At 36.7% G+C, this 14,763-nt stretch carries 21 protein-coding genes; 16 read left to right on the top strand and 5 right to left on the bottom strand.

What is annotated here, in order from left to right; all coding sequences use genetic code 11:
* Positions 1–108 precede the first annotated feature (108 nt).
* The 3 genes from ylbD to NLW78_RS07240 are packed head-to-tail and all read left to right on the top strand — an operon-like array spanning position 109 to position 1,265.
* A complete protein-coding gene (ylbD, locus tag NLW78_RS07250) occupies positions 109–510 on the top strand; it encodes a spore coat protein YlbD (RefSeq protein ID WP_254496390.1) in 402 nt (133 codons plus the stop codon).
* 17 nt (positions 511–527) lie between these two features.
* Positions 528–770 carry a YlbE-like family protein gene (locus NLW78_RS07245; RefSeq protein ID WP_254496389.1) on the top strand — a complete coding sequence of 81 codons (243 nt, stop codon included), beginning with the start codon at positions 528–530 and terminating at the stop codon, positions 768–770.
* Between the two features lie 57 nt (positions 771–827).
* Positions 828–1,265, top strand: a complete 438-nt coding sequence (locus NLW78_RS07240; RefSeq protein WP_254496388.1) for a YlbF/YmcA family competence regulator — start codon at positions 828–830, stop codon at positions 1,263–1,265.
* On the opposite strand, the gene NLW78_RS07235 is transcribed toward NLW78_RS07240, so the two are convergent.
* Positions 1,262–1,588, bottom strand: coding sequence for a hypothetical protein (locus NLW78_RS07235; RefSeq protein ID WP_254496387.1), 327 nt, complete (start codon positions 1,586–1,588; stop codon positions 1,262–1,264). The genes NLW78_RS07240 and NLW78_RS07235 overlap by 4 nt on opposite strands.
* 85 nt (positions 1,589–1,673) lie before the next feature.
* Here NLW78_RS07235 and NLW78_RS07230 point away from each other — a divergent pair, with 85 nt between their 5' ends.
* Positions 1,674–1,949: a YlbG family protein gene (locus NLW78_RS07230; RefSeq protein ID WP_254496386.1), complete on the top strand. Its 276-nt coding sequence runs from the start codon at positions 1,674–1,676 to the stop codon at positions 1,947–1,949.
* 35 nt (positions 1,950–1,984) lie between these two features.
* Here NLW78_RS07230 and NLW78_RS07225 read toward each other — a convergent pair whose 3' ends face one another.
* Positions 1,985–2,374 (bottom strand): DUF7147 family protein, encoded by a 390-nt coding sequence (locus tag NLW78_RS07225; RefSeq protein ID WP_254496385.1) that lies wholly within the window; start codon positions 2,372–2,374, stop codon positions 1,985–1,987.
* A gap of 358 nt (positions 2,375–2,732) precedes the next feature.
* On the opposite strand from NLW78_RS07225, the gene rsmD reads away from it, so the two are divergent.
* The 3 genes from rsmD to NLW78_RS07210 all read left to right on the top strand — a co-directional run bounded on the left by rsmD (position 2,733) and on the right by NLW78_RS07210 (position 4,193).
* Positions 2,733–3,290, top strand: a complete 558-nt coding sequence (gene rsmD / locus NLW78_RS07220; protein WP_254496384.1) for a 16S rRNA (guanine(966)-N(2))-methyltransferase RsmD — start codon at positions 2,733–2,735, stop codon at positions 3,288–3,290.
* A 15-nt stretch (positions 3,291–3,305) separates the two neighbouring features.
* Entirely contained in the window at positions 3,306–3,791 is a 486-nt protein-coding gene (gene coaD, locus NLW78_RS07215; protein WP_254496383.1) for a pantetheine-phosphate adenylyltransferase, read from the top strand.
* A gap of 81 nt (positions 3,792–3,872) precedes the next feature.
* The gene (locus NLW78_RS07210) at positions 3,873–4,193 is read left to right on the top strand and encodes a DUF4870 domain-containing protein (protein ID WP_302328476.1); all 321 of its coding nucleotides are present in this window, start codon (positions 3,873–3,875) and stop codon (positions 4,191–4,193) included.
* A gap of 51 nt (positions 4,194–4,244) precedes the next feature.
* Here the strand turns inward: NLW78_RS07210 and ylbJ are convergent, their stop codons facing one another.
* Positions 4,245–5,453 (bottom strand): sporulation integral membrane protein YlbJ, encoded by a 1,209-nt coding sequence (gene ylbJ, locus NLW78_RS07205; RefSeq protein WP_254496382.1) that lies wholly within the window; start codon positions 5,451–5,453, stop codon positions 4,245–4,247.
* Between the two features lie 164 nt (positions 5,454–5,617).
* Between ylbJ and NLW78_RS07200 the strand changes: the two genes are divergently transcribed.
* Positions 5,618–6,400, top strand: a complete 783-nt coding sequence (locus tag NLW78_RS07200) for a patatin-like phospholipase family protein (protein WP_254496381.1) — start codon at positions 5,618–5,620, stop codon at positions 6,398–6,400.
* Between the two features lies 1 nt (position 6,401).
* A complete protein-coding gene (locus tag NLW78_RS07195; RefSeq protein WP_254496380.1) occupies positions 6,402–7,418 on the top strand; it encodes a SepM family pheromone-processing serine protease in 1,017 nt (338 codons plus the stop codon).
* A 22-nt stretch (positions 7,419–7,440) separates the two neighbouring features.
* Here NLW78_RS07195 and NLW78_RS07190 read toward each other — a convergent pair whose 3' ends face one another.
* Positions 7,441–8,673 carry a nucleotidyltransferase gene (locus tag NLW78_RS07190; RefSeq protein WP_254496379.1) on the bottom strand — a complete coding sequence of 411 codons (1,233 nt, stop codon included), beginning with the start codon at positions 8,671–8,673 and terminating at the stop codon, positions 7,441–7,443.
* A gap of 199 nt (positions 8,674–8,872) precedes the next feature.
* On the opposite strand from NLW78_RS07190, the gene NLW78_RS07185 reads away from it, so the two are divergent.
* From NLW78_RS07185 to NLW78_RS07170, 4 genes are all read left to right on the top strand, one after another.
* Positions 8,873–9,382, top strand: coding sequence for a YceD family protein (locus NLW78_RS07185; RefSeq protein WP_254496378.1), 510 nt, complete (start codon positions 8,873–8,875; stop codon positions 9,380–9,382).
* 48 nt (positions 9,383–9,430) lie between these two features.
* The gene (rpmF, locus tag NLW78_RS07180) at positions 9,431–9,604 is read left to right on the top strand and encodes a 50S ribosomal protein L32 (RefSeq protein WP_254496377.1); all 174 of its coding nucleotides are present in this window, start codon (positions 9,431–9,433) and stop codon (positions 9,602–9,604) included.
* 73 nt (positions 9,605–9,677) lie between these two features.
* Positions 9,678–10,448: an enoyl-CoA hydratase/isomerase family protein gene (locus NLW78_RS07175; RefSeq protein ID WP_254496376.1), complete on the top strand. Its 771-nt coding sequence runs from the start codon at positions 9,678–9,680 to the stop codon at positions 10,446–10,448.
* A gap of 55 nt (positions 10,449–10,503) precedes the next feature.
* Positions 10,504–10,995, top strand: a complete 492-nt coding sequence (locus NLW78_RS07170) for an RsfA family transcriptional regulator (RefSeq protein ID WP_254496375.1) — start codon at positions 10,504–10,506, stop codon at positions 10,993–10,995.
* A 5-nt stretch (positions 10,996–11,000) separates the two neighbouring features.
* On the opposite strand, the gene NLW78_RS07165 is transcribed toward NLW78_RS07170, so the two are convergent.
* On the bottom strand, positions 11,001–11,495 hold the full coding sequence (locus tag NLW78_RS07165; protein ID WP_254496374.1) for an N-acetyltransferase: 495 nt from the start codon (positions 11,493–11,495) through the stop codon (positions 11,001–11,003).
* Positions 11,496–11,655: 160 nt separating this feature from the next.
* Between NLW78_RS07165 and NLW78_RS07160 the strand changes: the two genes are divergently transcribed.
* The 3 genes from NLW78_RS07160 to bshC all read left to right on the top strand — a co-directional run bounded on the left by NLW78_RS07160 (position 11,656) and on the right by bshC (position 14,622).
* Positions 11,656–12,537, top strand: coding sequence for a ketopantoate reductase family protein (locus NLW78_RS07160; RefSeq protein ID WP_254496373.1), 882 nt, complete (start codon positions 11,656–11,658; stop codon positions 12,535–12,537).
* A complete protein-coding gene (locus NLW78_RS07155; RefSeq protein WP_254496372.1) occupies positions 12,534–12,914 on the top strand; it encodes a DUF3397 domain-containing protein in 381 nt (126 codons plus the stop codon). The genes NLW78_RS07160 and NLW78_RS07155 overlap by 4 nt, the downstream gene beginning before the upstream one ends.
* An 85-nt stretch (positions 12,915–12,999) precedes the next feature.
* The gene (bshC, locus tag NLW78_RS07150; RefSeq protein ID WP_254496371.1) at positions 13,000–14,622 is read left to right on the top strand and encodes a bacillithiol biosynthesis cysteine-adding enzyme BshC; all 1,623 of its coding nucleotides are present in this window, start codon (positions 13,000–13,002) and stop codon (positions 14,620–14,622) included.
* The last annotated feature ends 141 nt before the right edge of the window (positions 14,623–14,763 follow it).

Below are 14,763 nucleotides of genomic sequence, written 5' to 3'. Positions count from 1 at the left end.
ATATAACACATTATTTTACACACAAATATTTCAATAAATAAGAACGTTAGTCTTTTGTAGGGCATATGCTACCGTAGTACATTGTGAGAAAAAAGTGAGGTGTAGTATATGAAACTTCACCCGAAAGTGGAAGCATTTAAAAAGTTCGTACAACAGCACCCGAAATTGATTGATCATGTCCGAAACGGAAAAGAAGATTGGCAAACCTACTATGAAAAATGGACTTTGTATGGTGAAGGGGATGAGTATTGGGATCAGTTTAAAGAGGATAAAGAAGAACAAGTAGAAGAGGAAGAGCAAAAAGGTAACCAAGAACTGTTAAAAAAGATTACAAAATATATTCAAGATCTAGATATGGATGAGTTACAGAAACAGTTATCACAATTAAACGGTACCATTTCCAATGTTCAGACTATCATTGAGCAATTCCAAAGTCATAAGAACAATCACCCTTTTCAACAACATCCACGGCCGGAGAAGAAAAATCCATTTTTTTTCGGGAAAGATTAATTTAAGAGGTGAATGGTGTGCAACCAAAAGTATTTCAATTTTTAATTAGCCGTCCTGATTTATTACATTTTGTACGTATGAACCCTTACTGGTATCGAATCTTAACACGTGATCCTGAGCAAATACAACACTTAGATAAGGCAGCTAAACCGTTTTATGGGAAAACGATTTCTCAAAAGGTAGGCAAAATAAATCAGCAAGTGTCAATGCTCCATATGTTATTATCGATGACAGAAGCGATGAAAGAACGGAATAAATAAAATCCATTTTCTTTCTTTGGGTCCATCTGTTATGATGGTATTGGAGGTGGATTTCCATTGTTAGCTACACTTGAAATTGTTGATATTTTGGACAATGCAGAACATATTAGCCAAATGATTATACAATCAGAAGAAATGAAAAATTTTCAGGAAGCAAAACAACGACTTCATGAGGATAAAGAAGCGCAGAGGAAAATTGCTGCCTTTCAGCGAATAAAAGACCATTATGAGGATGTACAACGATTTGGTCGTTATCATCCTGATTATAGCAACATTATGAAAGAAGTACGTTTAAAGAAGCGGGAAATGGATATGGATGATTCAGTTGCTACATTCAAACGTGCTGAAACAGAACTACAAGCACTATTAGACGACGTGAGTAGTATCATAGGAAAATCTGTTAGTCCATATATTAAAGTACCTCGAGACGGTGCTGTATTTACAGATTCAGGTTGTGGTTGTGGAAGTGGCGGATCATGTGGATGTGCTTCTTAATTTTCGTTAAAACGAATACAATCATGGCATAAGTTTCCACAACAAAACATTTTACGTAGGGGAACGAAAAAGCGCACTGTATATATATGAAACGCCTTATGCTTTCGAACATAGCGTATCGAAAGTGTGAGGCGTTTTCCTTTCATAGCTTTAGCAGCTGCTTGTTGTATAGATTCATTAAGTTGTTGAATGGATAATGAGGAATTACAAGTGATATAAACGAAGTATTGACCTACATACATCTTTCGCTCAACCGAACAGATTTCATTGTTATTCCTTAAGGTTTGCAAAAAAATATTCCACACTTCTTCCATCGTATTCATAGAATGGCACACCTCTCTTTTTAAAAAAATTGATGTGTTTCAAAATGTTTGCTACACTTAAAAAAAATATAAATGGGGATCGGATATGTGGACGAAGAGACAAGGACTTGTAGTCCGTTTAAAAAACATGAAACATTTACGTAAAATTAGACGCTATGGGCATGTAATTTATGCCTCAAAAAAATTGAAGTATGTAGTATTGTATGTAGATCAAGACGAAATTGACGATGTTTGTGAATCACTTCAACAAATTCCCTTCGTTGCGAAAGTGGAAAAGTCTTATAAACCGTTTATAAAGACAGAATACGAAAACTCTAAGCCAGATAAAGCGAAAGAATATGATTATAAATATGAGTTTTAAAAAGGCACATGCGATGGAAGCATGTGCTTTTTTCATTACGATAGCGGCTTAATTATATGATTCATTCGTAAAATACTAATTAAATGTTGAAAGTACAGTTCCTTTTCACCAAAAGCATTAGATGGTTGAACAGAAAGTGTAATGAATGGTTTTTGTAAAGTATTTGCCAGGCTTTCAACCAACTTATAACGTTGACTATTATGTTCATCTGGATGTGGCAATCCTTCTGTACAAATATAAATAGGCTGAAAATTACCTGGGTCGGTTTGTGTCATTACAAGGGCTACAGAAGCTTTTCTCTTGAATTTATCCTCAGAATGGAACGCAATGACATGTTCAACACGTTCCGACATTTTTTGTCCGATTGTTAACAACTCATAAATATCTGAATATCCCTCTCCTAGTTCAATAAAGCGTTGTATCATATGTATCACCTCTTGTATTTCCTCTAACAATTACAGAATTATGTTAAATGTAGCACGGATTTTACATTTTGTGAACTCGAAAACAGGAAAAGGTTTAGAGGTCAAAAAAAAATGCCTGCAGAATCATTCCGCAGGCCCCCTTTGCTTACTATGTAAACAAAGAGAATCAAAAAAGGGAGAGGAGAAACCGGAGGAAGAACTTATGGGGAAACGTAAGCCTTCTCCGTGAGAACGAGTGTGTTAAACCGTTCTCATTTACATTATGTCCAATGAAAATCTTGCTATTCATCATTTTTACTTTTTTTATCGATTTATGGTAGGATAAAGGTCGAATAGATGGAGTGGGGAGTAAAAGGATATGAGAGTTATCTCAGGTAAGTATAAAGGAAGAAGGCTAAAGTCATTACCAGGAAAAAACACAAGACCTACGACAGATAAAGTGAAAGAAGCGTTATTTCAAATAATTGGTCCTTACTTTAATGGAGGTATAGGGCTTGATTTATTTGCTGGTAGTGGTGGTCTTGGCATTGAAGTATTAAGTCGTGGTGCCGATCGAATGATTTTTGTAGATAAACATCCGAAGGCAATCCAAGTGATCCATGAAAATATTAAAACCTTGAACTTAGAAGAACAAACAGAAGTGTATCGGGCAGAGGCCTTTCGCGCTCTGAAAGCGGCTTCAAAGAGAGGGCTTATATTTGACTGGATATTTTTAGATCCTCCATATGGCAAGATCTCCTTCCATGAATTACTTGCAAAGATTGAAGAATATCACTTCCTTCATGAGGAAAGTATAGTCATTTGCGAACATATGATTGAGGAAACATTACCAAGCAAGTTTGGCAAACTAGAAAGATTTAAGCAAGAAACTTATGGCTCACTTATTTCTGTTAGTTTATATCGTCATTCAAACTAGAAAGGAGTTAAAAACATGACAGGTACGGCTATTTGCCCAGGAAGTTTTGATCCGGTTACATACGGTCATATTGATATTATTCGCAGGGCCTCAAAGGTGTTTGATCACGTCATTGTGGCTGTTTTTAATAACCAGGCAAAGTCTCCTCTTTTTCATGTAGAAGAAAGGGTACACTTATTAGAAGAGGTTACAAAGGAAATGGGAAATGTTTCGGTAGATTCATGTGATGGATTACTTATGGACTATGCCCAACAGAAAAATGCGAAGGCTGTTATTCGGGGACTACGAGCAGTCAGTGATTTTGAATATGAAATGCAAATTACATCTATGAATCGAAAACTTAACGAGAATATCGAAACCTTTTTCATTATGACGAATAATCAATATTCCTTTTTAAGCTCCAGTATTGTGAAAGAGGTAGCGAAACATAAGGGAAATGTATCAGACTTAGTGCCGGAAGTCGTAGAAGAAGCTCTTATAAAAAAATTTCATTCCTCTTAAAAAATTACTGAAATAAATGAATGTTTTTGCTAAAAACGCGTAGCATTTACAATAAATGTATATTTCGGAAGGGGTGTTTAGTTGAAAAAAGATGAAAAGTTATTTGCGATGTTAATTTACGTATTAAGTTTTTTTACGACTATTATTGGCCCTTTAATTGTCTGGTTATTGAAAAAAGATGAGTCAGAATTTATCGATTTTCATGGAAAGCAATATTTTAACTTTGTCATTTCGTATTTTATATATTTCCTCATTAGTACTGTCCTTATGGTAATTATTATTGGTTTTGTATTAGCGTGGGTACTTGGTATTGCTGCCTTTATCTTTATGATTATTGCGGCAATTAAGACATATGGGGGAGAGAGATATAAGATACCATTTATTATAACGTTTCTAAAATAATCGAACAAATGTAAGCCGTTCGCAAGTTTAAACTTGCGATAACGGCTTTTTTTATTTTGACAAAAATGTGCGATTTAATAATATGAACATTCCAATCATCAAAGAACACATCGTGAATACGGGACCGAATTGGTGCAGGAAGTGTAAAATGTTTTCCCATTGCACATTAGTTGTTGGTGTTGCACTTACAGGTAGGTCGTAAACATTTTCGGTTTTTATTGTTGAGTATAACGGCTGGAATAATATTAAAGCTAAAAGGCTCGCGTAAATTCCGTGTAGTATACGGGCAAAAAAGTACGGTGCAAAACGGATGTCCGTTTCTGAAAGAATACTAGCGACTTGTGCTTGTACGGAAAAACCGTTGAATGCAAGAATGAAACAAACGATAATTACTTGTTGTAATAGTGTAGACTGTTCGGTTTGAGCAATCATCTGTGCCCCAAGAGTAATTTCAAAGAGACCGGAAATAAACGGAATAGACAGATCGGCCGAAAAACCTAACATGGACAGAATATATTGAAAAAAAGTAGCAATAAAAGGGGTTATCCCCACTAAAAAAAGTAGTTTATTTAAGACAGAGAATATGATGATAAATCCGCCAATCATCAGTAATGTTTGTATAGATGTTATGACCGAATCCCCGAATACTTTACCAAAGGGGCGACCATCTCGGATTCTCGTTTCGTGTAAGGCATAAAATGCCCTTTTAAAGGAAAAACGGTCTTTTCGCCGATAAGAAAGTGGATGATTTTTTCCATGAAATCGCATTGTTATGCCAACGAGAAAATTCCCAACATAATGACATGTAGCTAATAATACACCAAGTTGTGGATCGTGAAAGAAACCCACGGATATAGCACCGAAAATAAATAAAGGGTTTGATGCATTAGTAAACGCGACAAGACGTTCAGCCTCTATTCTTGACAATTGACGTTCCTGTCGTAATCGTGCTGTTAATTTCGCTCCTGATGGATAACCACTAGCCATACCCATGGCCCACACAAAGCTTCCGGCACCTGGAACATTAAAAAGTGGTCGCATAATTGGTTCGCATAAAATTCCAAAAAATTTCACAACACCGAAAGCAATTAATAACTCAGATGTAATGAAAAATGGAAGAAGTGAGGGGAAAACAATCTCCCACCATAATGTTAAGCCCCTAAGTGACGCTTCTAATGACTGATCTGGAAATTTAATGATTGAGAAAGCGACAAATGAAGCTGCTGCTGCAAGTACTAGTGATTTTAATTTACTTTTCATTCATAATGTTCCCCCCTGTAGACGTCTTCCTTCTGTACGCCACGTTTTTTCCATAGTAGAATGAGGATATACTTTTCGGATTGTACAGGCACCTCCATACAATATACGCTCATGAATGTTTTTGATATGCATATCATGTTAAAAAAACAAAAAGGAGTTATTGTATGGATCGGCCTAAAGTTGGCTTAGCACTAGGATCTGGAGGGGCTAGGGGATTTTCACACCTTGGTGTATTAAAAGTTTTAACGGAACATAATATATCTATCGACTATATTGCAGGTACAAGTATGGGGGCTCTTATTGGGGCTTTTTATGGAGCAGGGCAAACAGTCGATCAGTTATATACCCTTGCGAAAACCTTCAAGCGGAAGTTTTTTCTTGATGTAACGGTCCCAAGAATGGGATTTATCCAAGGGGATCGACTAAAAGAATACATACAATTGTTTACATATGGAAAGAAATTAGAAGAATTCCACATCCCCGTTGCAATCGTAGCTGCTAATTTAAATACTGGGAAAAAGGTAGTATTTCAAAAGGGAGATGCGGCTAGTGCCGTAAGAGCTAGCATTGGAATTCCAGGCATATTTGTTCCTGAAAAAATGGAGAAGCACCTTTTAGTTGATGGAGGTGTGATTGACCGTGTACCTGTATCAGTTGTACGGGATATGGGAGCAGATATCGTTATCGCAGTCGATTGTTCACAATTTACGCCGAAAGAAGAGATAAATTCGATTTATGATGTTATATTGCAGAGTATTGATATTATGCAACACCAAATTGTAAAAATGAGAGAAGTGAATGCAAACATTGTTCTAAAACCGAAGGTGTCTCATCATAGTTTGAATGATTTTTCGTACGTAGAATCGATTATTGAGGAAGGTGAAAAAGTAGCAACTGCTCATATCAAACATGTAATTGATGTGATTGAAAAATGGAAGGAGAAATAACATGAAAAATCGGATAAGGTCCATAGCATTAACACTAACTATTTTAGCTCTCGTATTCATCGTCACAAATTACCGGCTCCCGTTTTATGTATACCAACCTGGTGATACTGCAGCACTAGATGATGTAGTACAGGTTGATAATGGAAATAGCAGCCAAGGAGACATGCACCTCGTTACAGTTAGGGGCGGCCAAGCTACCCCGCTTTATTATTTATGGGCTAAATTCAAACGATATTATCATATATATCCGATTGACGAAGTAAGGCCTGAAGGGATGAGCCAAAAAGAATATTTGGAAACACAGCTCCACTACATGGAAAGCTCACAACAAGCTGCAAAAATTGTAGCTTATGAAGCTGCCGGCAAAACGGTAGACATTGAGTATAATGGTGTATACGTATTAAGCGTGATGGATGAAATGCCGGCAAATGACATATTAAAAATGGGAGATCGTATCATCGAGGTCGATAATCGGAGAATTGAACAAGCATCAGATATGATTGATTATGTTTCTGGAAAAGGTGATGGAGAAACTGTTCAAATTACATTTATTCGAGATGATGAAGAACAGGTAGGAGAAGTGGCTGTAGCTCCGTTTCCCCACGCCCCTGACAAGGTAGGGATCGGCATCTCACTCGTTACAGACCGAAATGTTAATGTTGAACCTCCAATTGATTTTGATAGTGGAAAAATAGGTGGGCCAAGTGCTGGGCTGATGTTTGCTTTGGAAATTTACGATCAACTAACAGAGGAAGATATAACAAGAGGATATAAAATCGCAGGTACTGGGGAAATTGGATATGACGGTACTGTAGGTCGAATTGGAGGTATTGATAAAAAAATTGTAGCTGCACACTATGATGAGATCGATGTTTTCTTCGCACCGAATGAAGGAGGTCAAGAAAACTCTAATTATGAAGTAGCACGGAGAGTAGCCCAAGAAATAGGTACAGATATGAAAGTAATTCCTGTTGACCACTTCGAGGATGCTCTACAATTTTTAAATGAACTTCAATAACATCAATATAAAACCCCTTTTTCTATTGAGAAGAAGGGGTCTCGTTTTTCAAAATAGGTGGGCCAATATCCCTTTGTTTTAACGTTTGACGAACGCTCGGTTTAATTGGTAAATAGTAACTGTCAATGGCCCTTTCCTCAATGTCTATGTATGGATGATGTGCTCCTTGTAGGGGTGTGAAAATGGGAATATTGATGGACTTTTTACGTTCATTTATATATTCCCTGCCCTTTTTATTCATTCCGAGAACCCTTATGTACGGAGCTTGTTTATCGATTTGGATTGATTGTATTTCAGATTTTTTCGTATTCGTCAACAGATGGACGAAAATACGTTGTAATCTCGTCCACGTATATCGTCTTGTTTTTAGCTTCTTCATCCAATTATGGAACGAAGTAACTTGACCAACTGTTTTCTTCAAGCGATACTGCAGGCCCTCGTCCATGCCGTGTATGTCAGCAAGCTCCTGTAAGGAAGCGGTATGGACTTTGTATTGTAAAAACGGAAAATAAGCTTCCCAATCATGCCATAAATGAGTCATGTCTTTATATTTGCTTAATGCTTCTTCAGTTTCTGTTGGTATCGTTTTACGTACAACGTTCGTAATTAGTTGCTCGCTTAATAACTCTTTTCGAATGCTTGTAGCACTTGCAATGTCATGTTCAATGACTTCATCGTGATATCCACTTTTTGTTCGTTTAATTGTTTTCGGCTTGATATTCGTGTTATAGTCATAGATAGCTTTTACATAGCTGAAACCGAGAATATTATTCGGTTGGGTAAGGTCAATAGCTTCATTTGTTAGACCAATTGTTTCATACGCTTGACGTGAAGACTCGGGGAAGGAAAGACCGTAGGTTAACCCCTTTTGAACTTGTTCCTGAAAATGATGTTTCTGTGCCTCATATTGCTCGTAGGCAGCTATAAATGGTGTAATCACCCCTTGTTCACTACCGAAACAGACGACATCGGTTTGTAATGCCTCAAGTGTGAGGATGGCTCCTTTTGCAAATAAGTCCGCATGTTGTACAGCGAACACGTAAGGTAATTCAACAACAATGTCTACACCAGATTTCAGAGCGGCTTCTGCCCGATTCCATTTGTCAATAATGGCAGGTTCACCACGTTGGAGAAAATTTCCGCTCATAACTGCGATGAGACAATCTTTTTTCGATTCTTTTAAAGAAGATTGCAAATGGTAAAGGTGTCCATTATGAAAAGGGTTATATTCTACAATAACACCGCACCCGTTCATTGTTTTCCCCCCTTAATAAAGTCTACCTTTATTGAGACGGAATTGGGAATAAAAGTCAAGTATATTGGCAATGTCGTTTTCATTTTTCGAATTGGACATAATAATTGTATTAAGCAACATAATAGTGTTAAGAAAAAATATTGACAAAACTTTCATTTCCTTTTAAAATTACTTTTGTTGCCCTGAGGTGAAAAGCGATATGAAGTTTCCAATAAGACAAATTAAAAGTCAATCTCCATTTCCATTTGAAGGAGATGTAGAAGTAAAAGAATTACAAGACATGAACAATGATATTCGAAGAATCCCTCCGGTACATGTAGAAGGGGAGTTTCATTCCCGAGGTGATCATATCATTGCCAACTTTACTATTGATGGCAACATGATTTTACCATGTGCACGTACGTTAAAGGATGTGGATTATTCTTTCGAAATCAAAGCAGAAGAACATTTCTCTACTTCTCCTTATGAAGAAGATGAAGAAATTCATCAAGTTGTTGGAGAAGTGCTTGACTTAACCCCTTATATTAAGGAAAATATTATATTGGAAATCCCTTTACAAGTTTACGCTAATGATGTTCTCAATGGTGATATGCCAAAAGAACAAGGTAAGGGCTGGGAATTTGTAGAGGATCAAAAGGAAAAGAGCCAAAAAGTTGATCCAAGATTAGCAAAGTTGGAACAATTTTTTGATGAAAAAAAAGATTCTTAAGTCTTGCTTAACTCTTTTTGTTGTCATCACTTGAAGGAGGTGTCACACATGGCAGTACCATTTCGTAGAACTTCTAAAAAAGTTAAACGTCAACGTCGTACACACAAAAAACTTTCTGTACCTGGTATGGTAGAATGCTCAAACTGCGGTGAGCCTACAAAAGCCCACCACGTATGTAAAAGTTGTGGTCATTATGACGGAAAACAAGTTGTTGAAAAATAAATAGCTAGAAAAAGAGGATGTCTCATTGAGGCATCCTCTTTTTCTCTTAAAATGAAGACGGGGGTGGGGGAAGGTGTTTCATACAATTACATATGAAAGAAATGAAAGCGGGTTTAGTATAATTACGTTAAATCGACCACATAAACGAAATGCAATTACAACCGAAATGTGTGAGGAACTAAACTTAGCATTGGATTTAGCCCGATCTGATAACGTGAAGTTTCTTGTTATAACAGGGTCTGGCGTTCAATCCTTTTCTGCGGGAGGAGATTTACGTCAATTTCATGGGAACATGACAAATGAAGAAGCATATGACCTATTGAACAAACTTTCGACACTATTATTGCGAATCGTTGAATTTCCAGTACCTACAGTGGCTCTTCTAAATGGCTCAGCACGAGGAGGCGGCTGTGAAATTGCTAGTGCATGTGACTTTCGGTTTGCAAAAGCTGGGACCGAGTTCGGATATGTTCAAGGGAATATAGGTGTCAGCCCAGGGTGGGGTGGTGGTGCATTATTATACCGTAGAACCAACTCTAGCTTTGCTCATTATTGGATTGCCTCATCCGAAATGTTTCCGGCTGTTACTCTGCAACAACAGGGATGGGTACAACATATCGTTAGGGAGAGAGAGTGGGGGAATTATGACTTAATCTTTTCTTCCTTTATAAAGAAAACTAGGAAACAAATGATTATATTTAAGAAGCAATTACTATACTATTTAAATATTTTCAAATTGCGGAAGGAAATGGAAGAGGAAGTGAAAAATTGTTCTTCCCTTTGGGACACTCCTGAACACATTGATGCCGTGGCGTCCTTTTTTCAGCAAAAGGGAAAAAAATAGTCTATCACACCTACGTCTTGCATAGATTCATAGTAAAAGATGTAGGAGGGATAGAATGGTTCAAAATAGACAAGACGCATGGACAAAAGATGAGGATATACTTTTAGCGGAAACAGTCTTACGTTTTATACGTGAAGGAAAAACACAATTGGAAGCATTTGAAGATGTCGCCAAACAGTTATCTCGTACTCCTGCCGCTTGCGGATTCCGTTGGAATGCAACGGTAAGAAAACAATATGAAAAAGCGATTAAAGTTGCAAAAGAGGAAAGAAGAAATAAAGAGAAAGAAAGTGTAAAGGAAATGCCTATTCAAAATACGAATCAGGAACCTTTTAATTTTGATGAGGCCATTAAATTGTTGCAATCCATAAAGAAAACATATGAAGTAACGAACACATCCAATGACGTAGTAAGTGAACAATTAAAAAACATTACGTATGAAAACGAGATTTTAAAGAAAAAAGTAGAGATTTACGAAAAAGCATGGGAAGAAATTGAAAGAATTTGGAAAGATATTGTCATGCTTGAGAATAAAAAACAAGGCTGATTGAATCAGCCTTGTTTTTTTGATTTTGTAACTTGCTCCTTAACCCCATCTGGTAACCAAATGAGAGGGTTCTCCCCTAAGTCCCGCTCTACATCATAATGAACCTTTTGGAACCCCATTTTTTCCCAAAAACCGTGTGAGTTGATTCGTGGGTTTGTTTTAATAGGCAGGTCAAAGCTTTTTGCGAATTCCACTAACCTACGCCCGAATCCTTTCCCGCGATAATTGTATAAAACCTCTAGCTTCCATAATTCCAAGTAATCTTGTGAAGGATCAAAATATTGATCATATTTTTTATCGATGGTATATAGGCTCATGCGCGCTACTAAAGCGTTTCCATAATAAATACCATAAAATGGGGATTCGCTGTCATTTTCTATGATGTTGCTCTGTAAATCTTCCAACATGGACAATTCTTGAATTCCATACTCCTTGAACAATTTAAATTCTTCCAACGTTTTGTAGTTAATTAATAGACGTTCAACCTTTATTTGGTCCATATACATCCCCCTTAAACGTTTACATTTCAATTCCATTATAATATAAAAATATTCTGAATTAAATGACTAACTAAAATCAGAAAAAATTTATCATTTTTTTATAGGTAGTTCGACATCTTTTGATAAAATAAAGATAACGGTAAAAAGGTGGTGCAGCGTTATGCGAATTGGGGTTATTGGTGGCGGAGCAATTGGGTTGTTATTAGCTTCTTATTTACGACGGCAACAACACGATATAACTTGTTATGTAAAGCGTGAAGAACAGGCTATGGAACTAAATCAGCATGGCGTTACGCTATTACCAAATGGAATTACATATAAAGTGTATGGATCTTCACATACAACGTTTCAAAGTGAAGATTTATATATTGTGTGCCTAAAACAATACCACTTAACAAATTTTATAGATAATCTCAAAATGATTCCTTCGAATATTCCTATATTATTTTTACAAAATGGGATGGGTCATATTCCTTTATTCGGGAAATTTAAAAATCCAATCTTCGTTGGAGTCGTCGAGCATGGTGCTATACGCCACAGTGATAATACAGTTGAACATACCGGAGCTGGAAAGATTAGGGTCGGCGTATATAACGAAAAGCACCAGCCGATTTTAATGAGATGGATAGACATTCTTCACCGTTCTTCGTTTCCATTTGTTTATGAACAAAATTGGGAGCGTACGTTAAAAGAGAAGTTAATTGTCAATGCTGTGATCAATCCACTAACTGCATTATTTCAGGTGAGGAATGGGGAAGTTGTAAGCGATGATTATATTAAAACATTAGCAGAGCGAATTTGTCTGGAATGTAGTACCGCTTTACACTTACCTCACGGCCGTATGTGGGAACGAATCAAGGAAATTTCCGTTCTAACGGCAAAGAACGAATCATCAATGCTAAAAGATATTACGTTAGGGCGTTTAACCGAAATTGATGCGATATTAGGGTATATTATCAACCAGTCACAAACTTATATGCCAAACACTTCATTTGCCTATTATGCCGTCAAAACTATTGAAAAAAGAAGGAATTCTATATGAGTGACATCATCGTTCGATTCATTGCAATATTTATAACCATGCCGATTTTAGCTTTTTGTGTAGTTTATATGGTTAAAAGAAAACGTACGAATCAAAAAGAAAAGGCTTTTTTATTGGCTATCGATGTAACAGTTGTCTTTATATTCTTATCTGTTTACTTTTCGTTTTATATGACGTTCAAAACATCAATCTTAAGTATTAGCCTAATTGTGTTTCTCTCCTTACTCGGATTATTTACGACGTTACAATGGAAAATAAAAGGGGAAGTCTTATTGAAAAAGGCGCTGAAAGGTGTTTGGCGATTATCCTTTTTCTTATTTTTTGGTCTCTATCTCTTCATCATCATTTATGGAATTTTCATTCGCATTAAAGCCTGAAACAAATAAGATGAAACAAAGGAGATGATTCTGTAAAATGAGGTTGAGGATATAGAATAGCGGAACGAAAAAGGAGAAATTTTATATGTGGTTAAATCCTGTTACTCTTTCCAAGTCCAAGTTTATACATGATTATGAACAGGGATTAGAAAGTGCGCTGCAAAACTTTCATTACATCCTTGATGATGAAAGTACATATATGGAAAGATATAAGGACCTGACAGAACGTAGTTTTCAGAGAAAAAATCTTGTTGAAGTATTAAAAGAAGATAATGAACGCTGGGGTGCACCGCCTTCTACGATGGAAAATATAGAACGTTTACTTGACGAGGATAGTGTCGTTATCGTAGGAGGGCAACAGGCAGGTTTATTGACAGGCCCCCTTTATACGATTCATAAAATCGTTTCAATTTTACATTTAGCTAAAGAAAAAGAAAAGCAGTTAAACAAACCGGTTGTCCCGTTGTTTTGGGTAGCTGGCGAAGATCATGATTTTGCTGAGATTAATCATGTTTCACTACCTCATCCGCCCCGAATGAAAAAATATAAAATTTTGCAAAAGCAGGAACAACACCTTTCTGTTTCATCGATGCAAATCAACCAAGATGAAGGAGAGCGGTGGCTTGGAAACATTTTTAAACAGTTAAAGGAGACGGCCTATACAAATCGTTTATACGAAGATTTGTTACATTGCTTAAAAGATAGCGAAACATTTGTAGATTTCTTTGCAAATGTTATTTTTCACTTGTTTGACAGAGAGGGAATTGTACTTCTTGATTCTCATTCACCACGAGTTCGCAAGTTAGAGAGTGAATATTTTATAGAGATGATTCGCCATCAAGAAGCAATTGCCTCTAGTGTCCAACAAAAAATTCATGACAATGGTAAATTAGGCTATACGATCCCCGTTGAAGCTGAACGAAATAGTGGGCATTTATTTTACCACTTAAATGGTGAACGAGTTCTACTATTTATCGATGAAGATGGAAAATGGACTGGCAAAAATCGAGAATGTTCATTTTCAACAGAAGAGTTAGTCGCAATTGCTAAAGACAAACCTGAACTCTTGAGTAACAATGTTGTAACGAGACCTTTGATGCAGGAAAAATTATTACCTGTCCTCGCATTTGTTGGAGGCCCAGGAGAGATTCTTTATTGGGCTGCGCTAAAACCAGCCTTTGAAATATTGCAGATGAAAGTTCCTCCTGTTGTACAACGACTTTCCTTTACATTAATTGATGCAAAAGCTGAGAAAATTATAAGCGAATTCGGCTTGAGAATTGAAGAAATTATGAAAAATGGTATTGAACCAGATCGCATAGCCTATTTAGCCCGTACAACCGGCAGGCCTGTTTCTGAAGTAGCTGATCGTGTTAAACTGGCAATTGAAAAGGCCCATCAACCATTAAAACAGATGGCGAAAGATATTCAGTCTGACCTAGGGCAGATGGCGGAAAAAAATTTATTCCATCTTCTTCGGGAAGTAGAATATTTAGAACACCGAATTATGCATTCATTAGAAATGAAGCATCATCAAACAATGGAGAAGTTTGATTGGCTGGATGTTTATCTACATCCAGAAGGGGGACTGCAAGAACGTCAATGGAATGTTGTTCCGTTTTTGAATGAGCATGGAAAACAATGGATTCATCAATTGTGTGAGGCAGAAGTGGATTATCATAAGCAGCACTTTCTAGCTTATTTATAATCCCCCACCAATTACCACGTAGACTACTTGAAGCTGAAATCCTTCATAATTCCGATAAGATCAACAGTTAAACCACCTTCTAAAGAAGGTGGTTTATTTTATTCGCCTAATATTTTGAATTAATTGGTGGTAGGAAGTGGA

Source organism: Salirhabdus salicampi, assembly GCF_024259515.1.
GTDB lineage: Bacteria > Bacillota > Bacilli > Bacillales > Alkalibacillaceae > Salirhabdus_A > Salirhabdus_A salicampi.
This window is presented reverse-complemented; position numbering and strand designations above follow the sequence as displayed.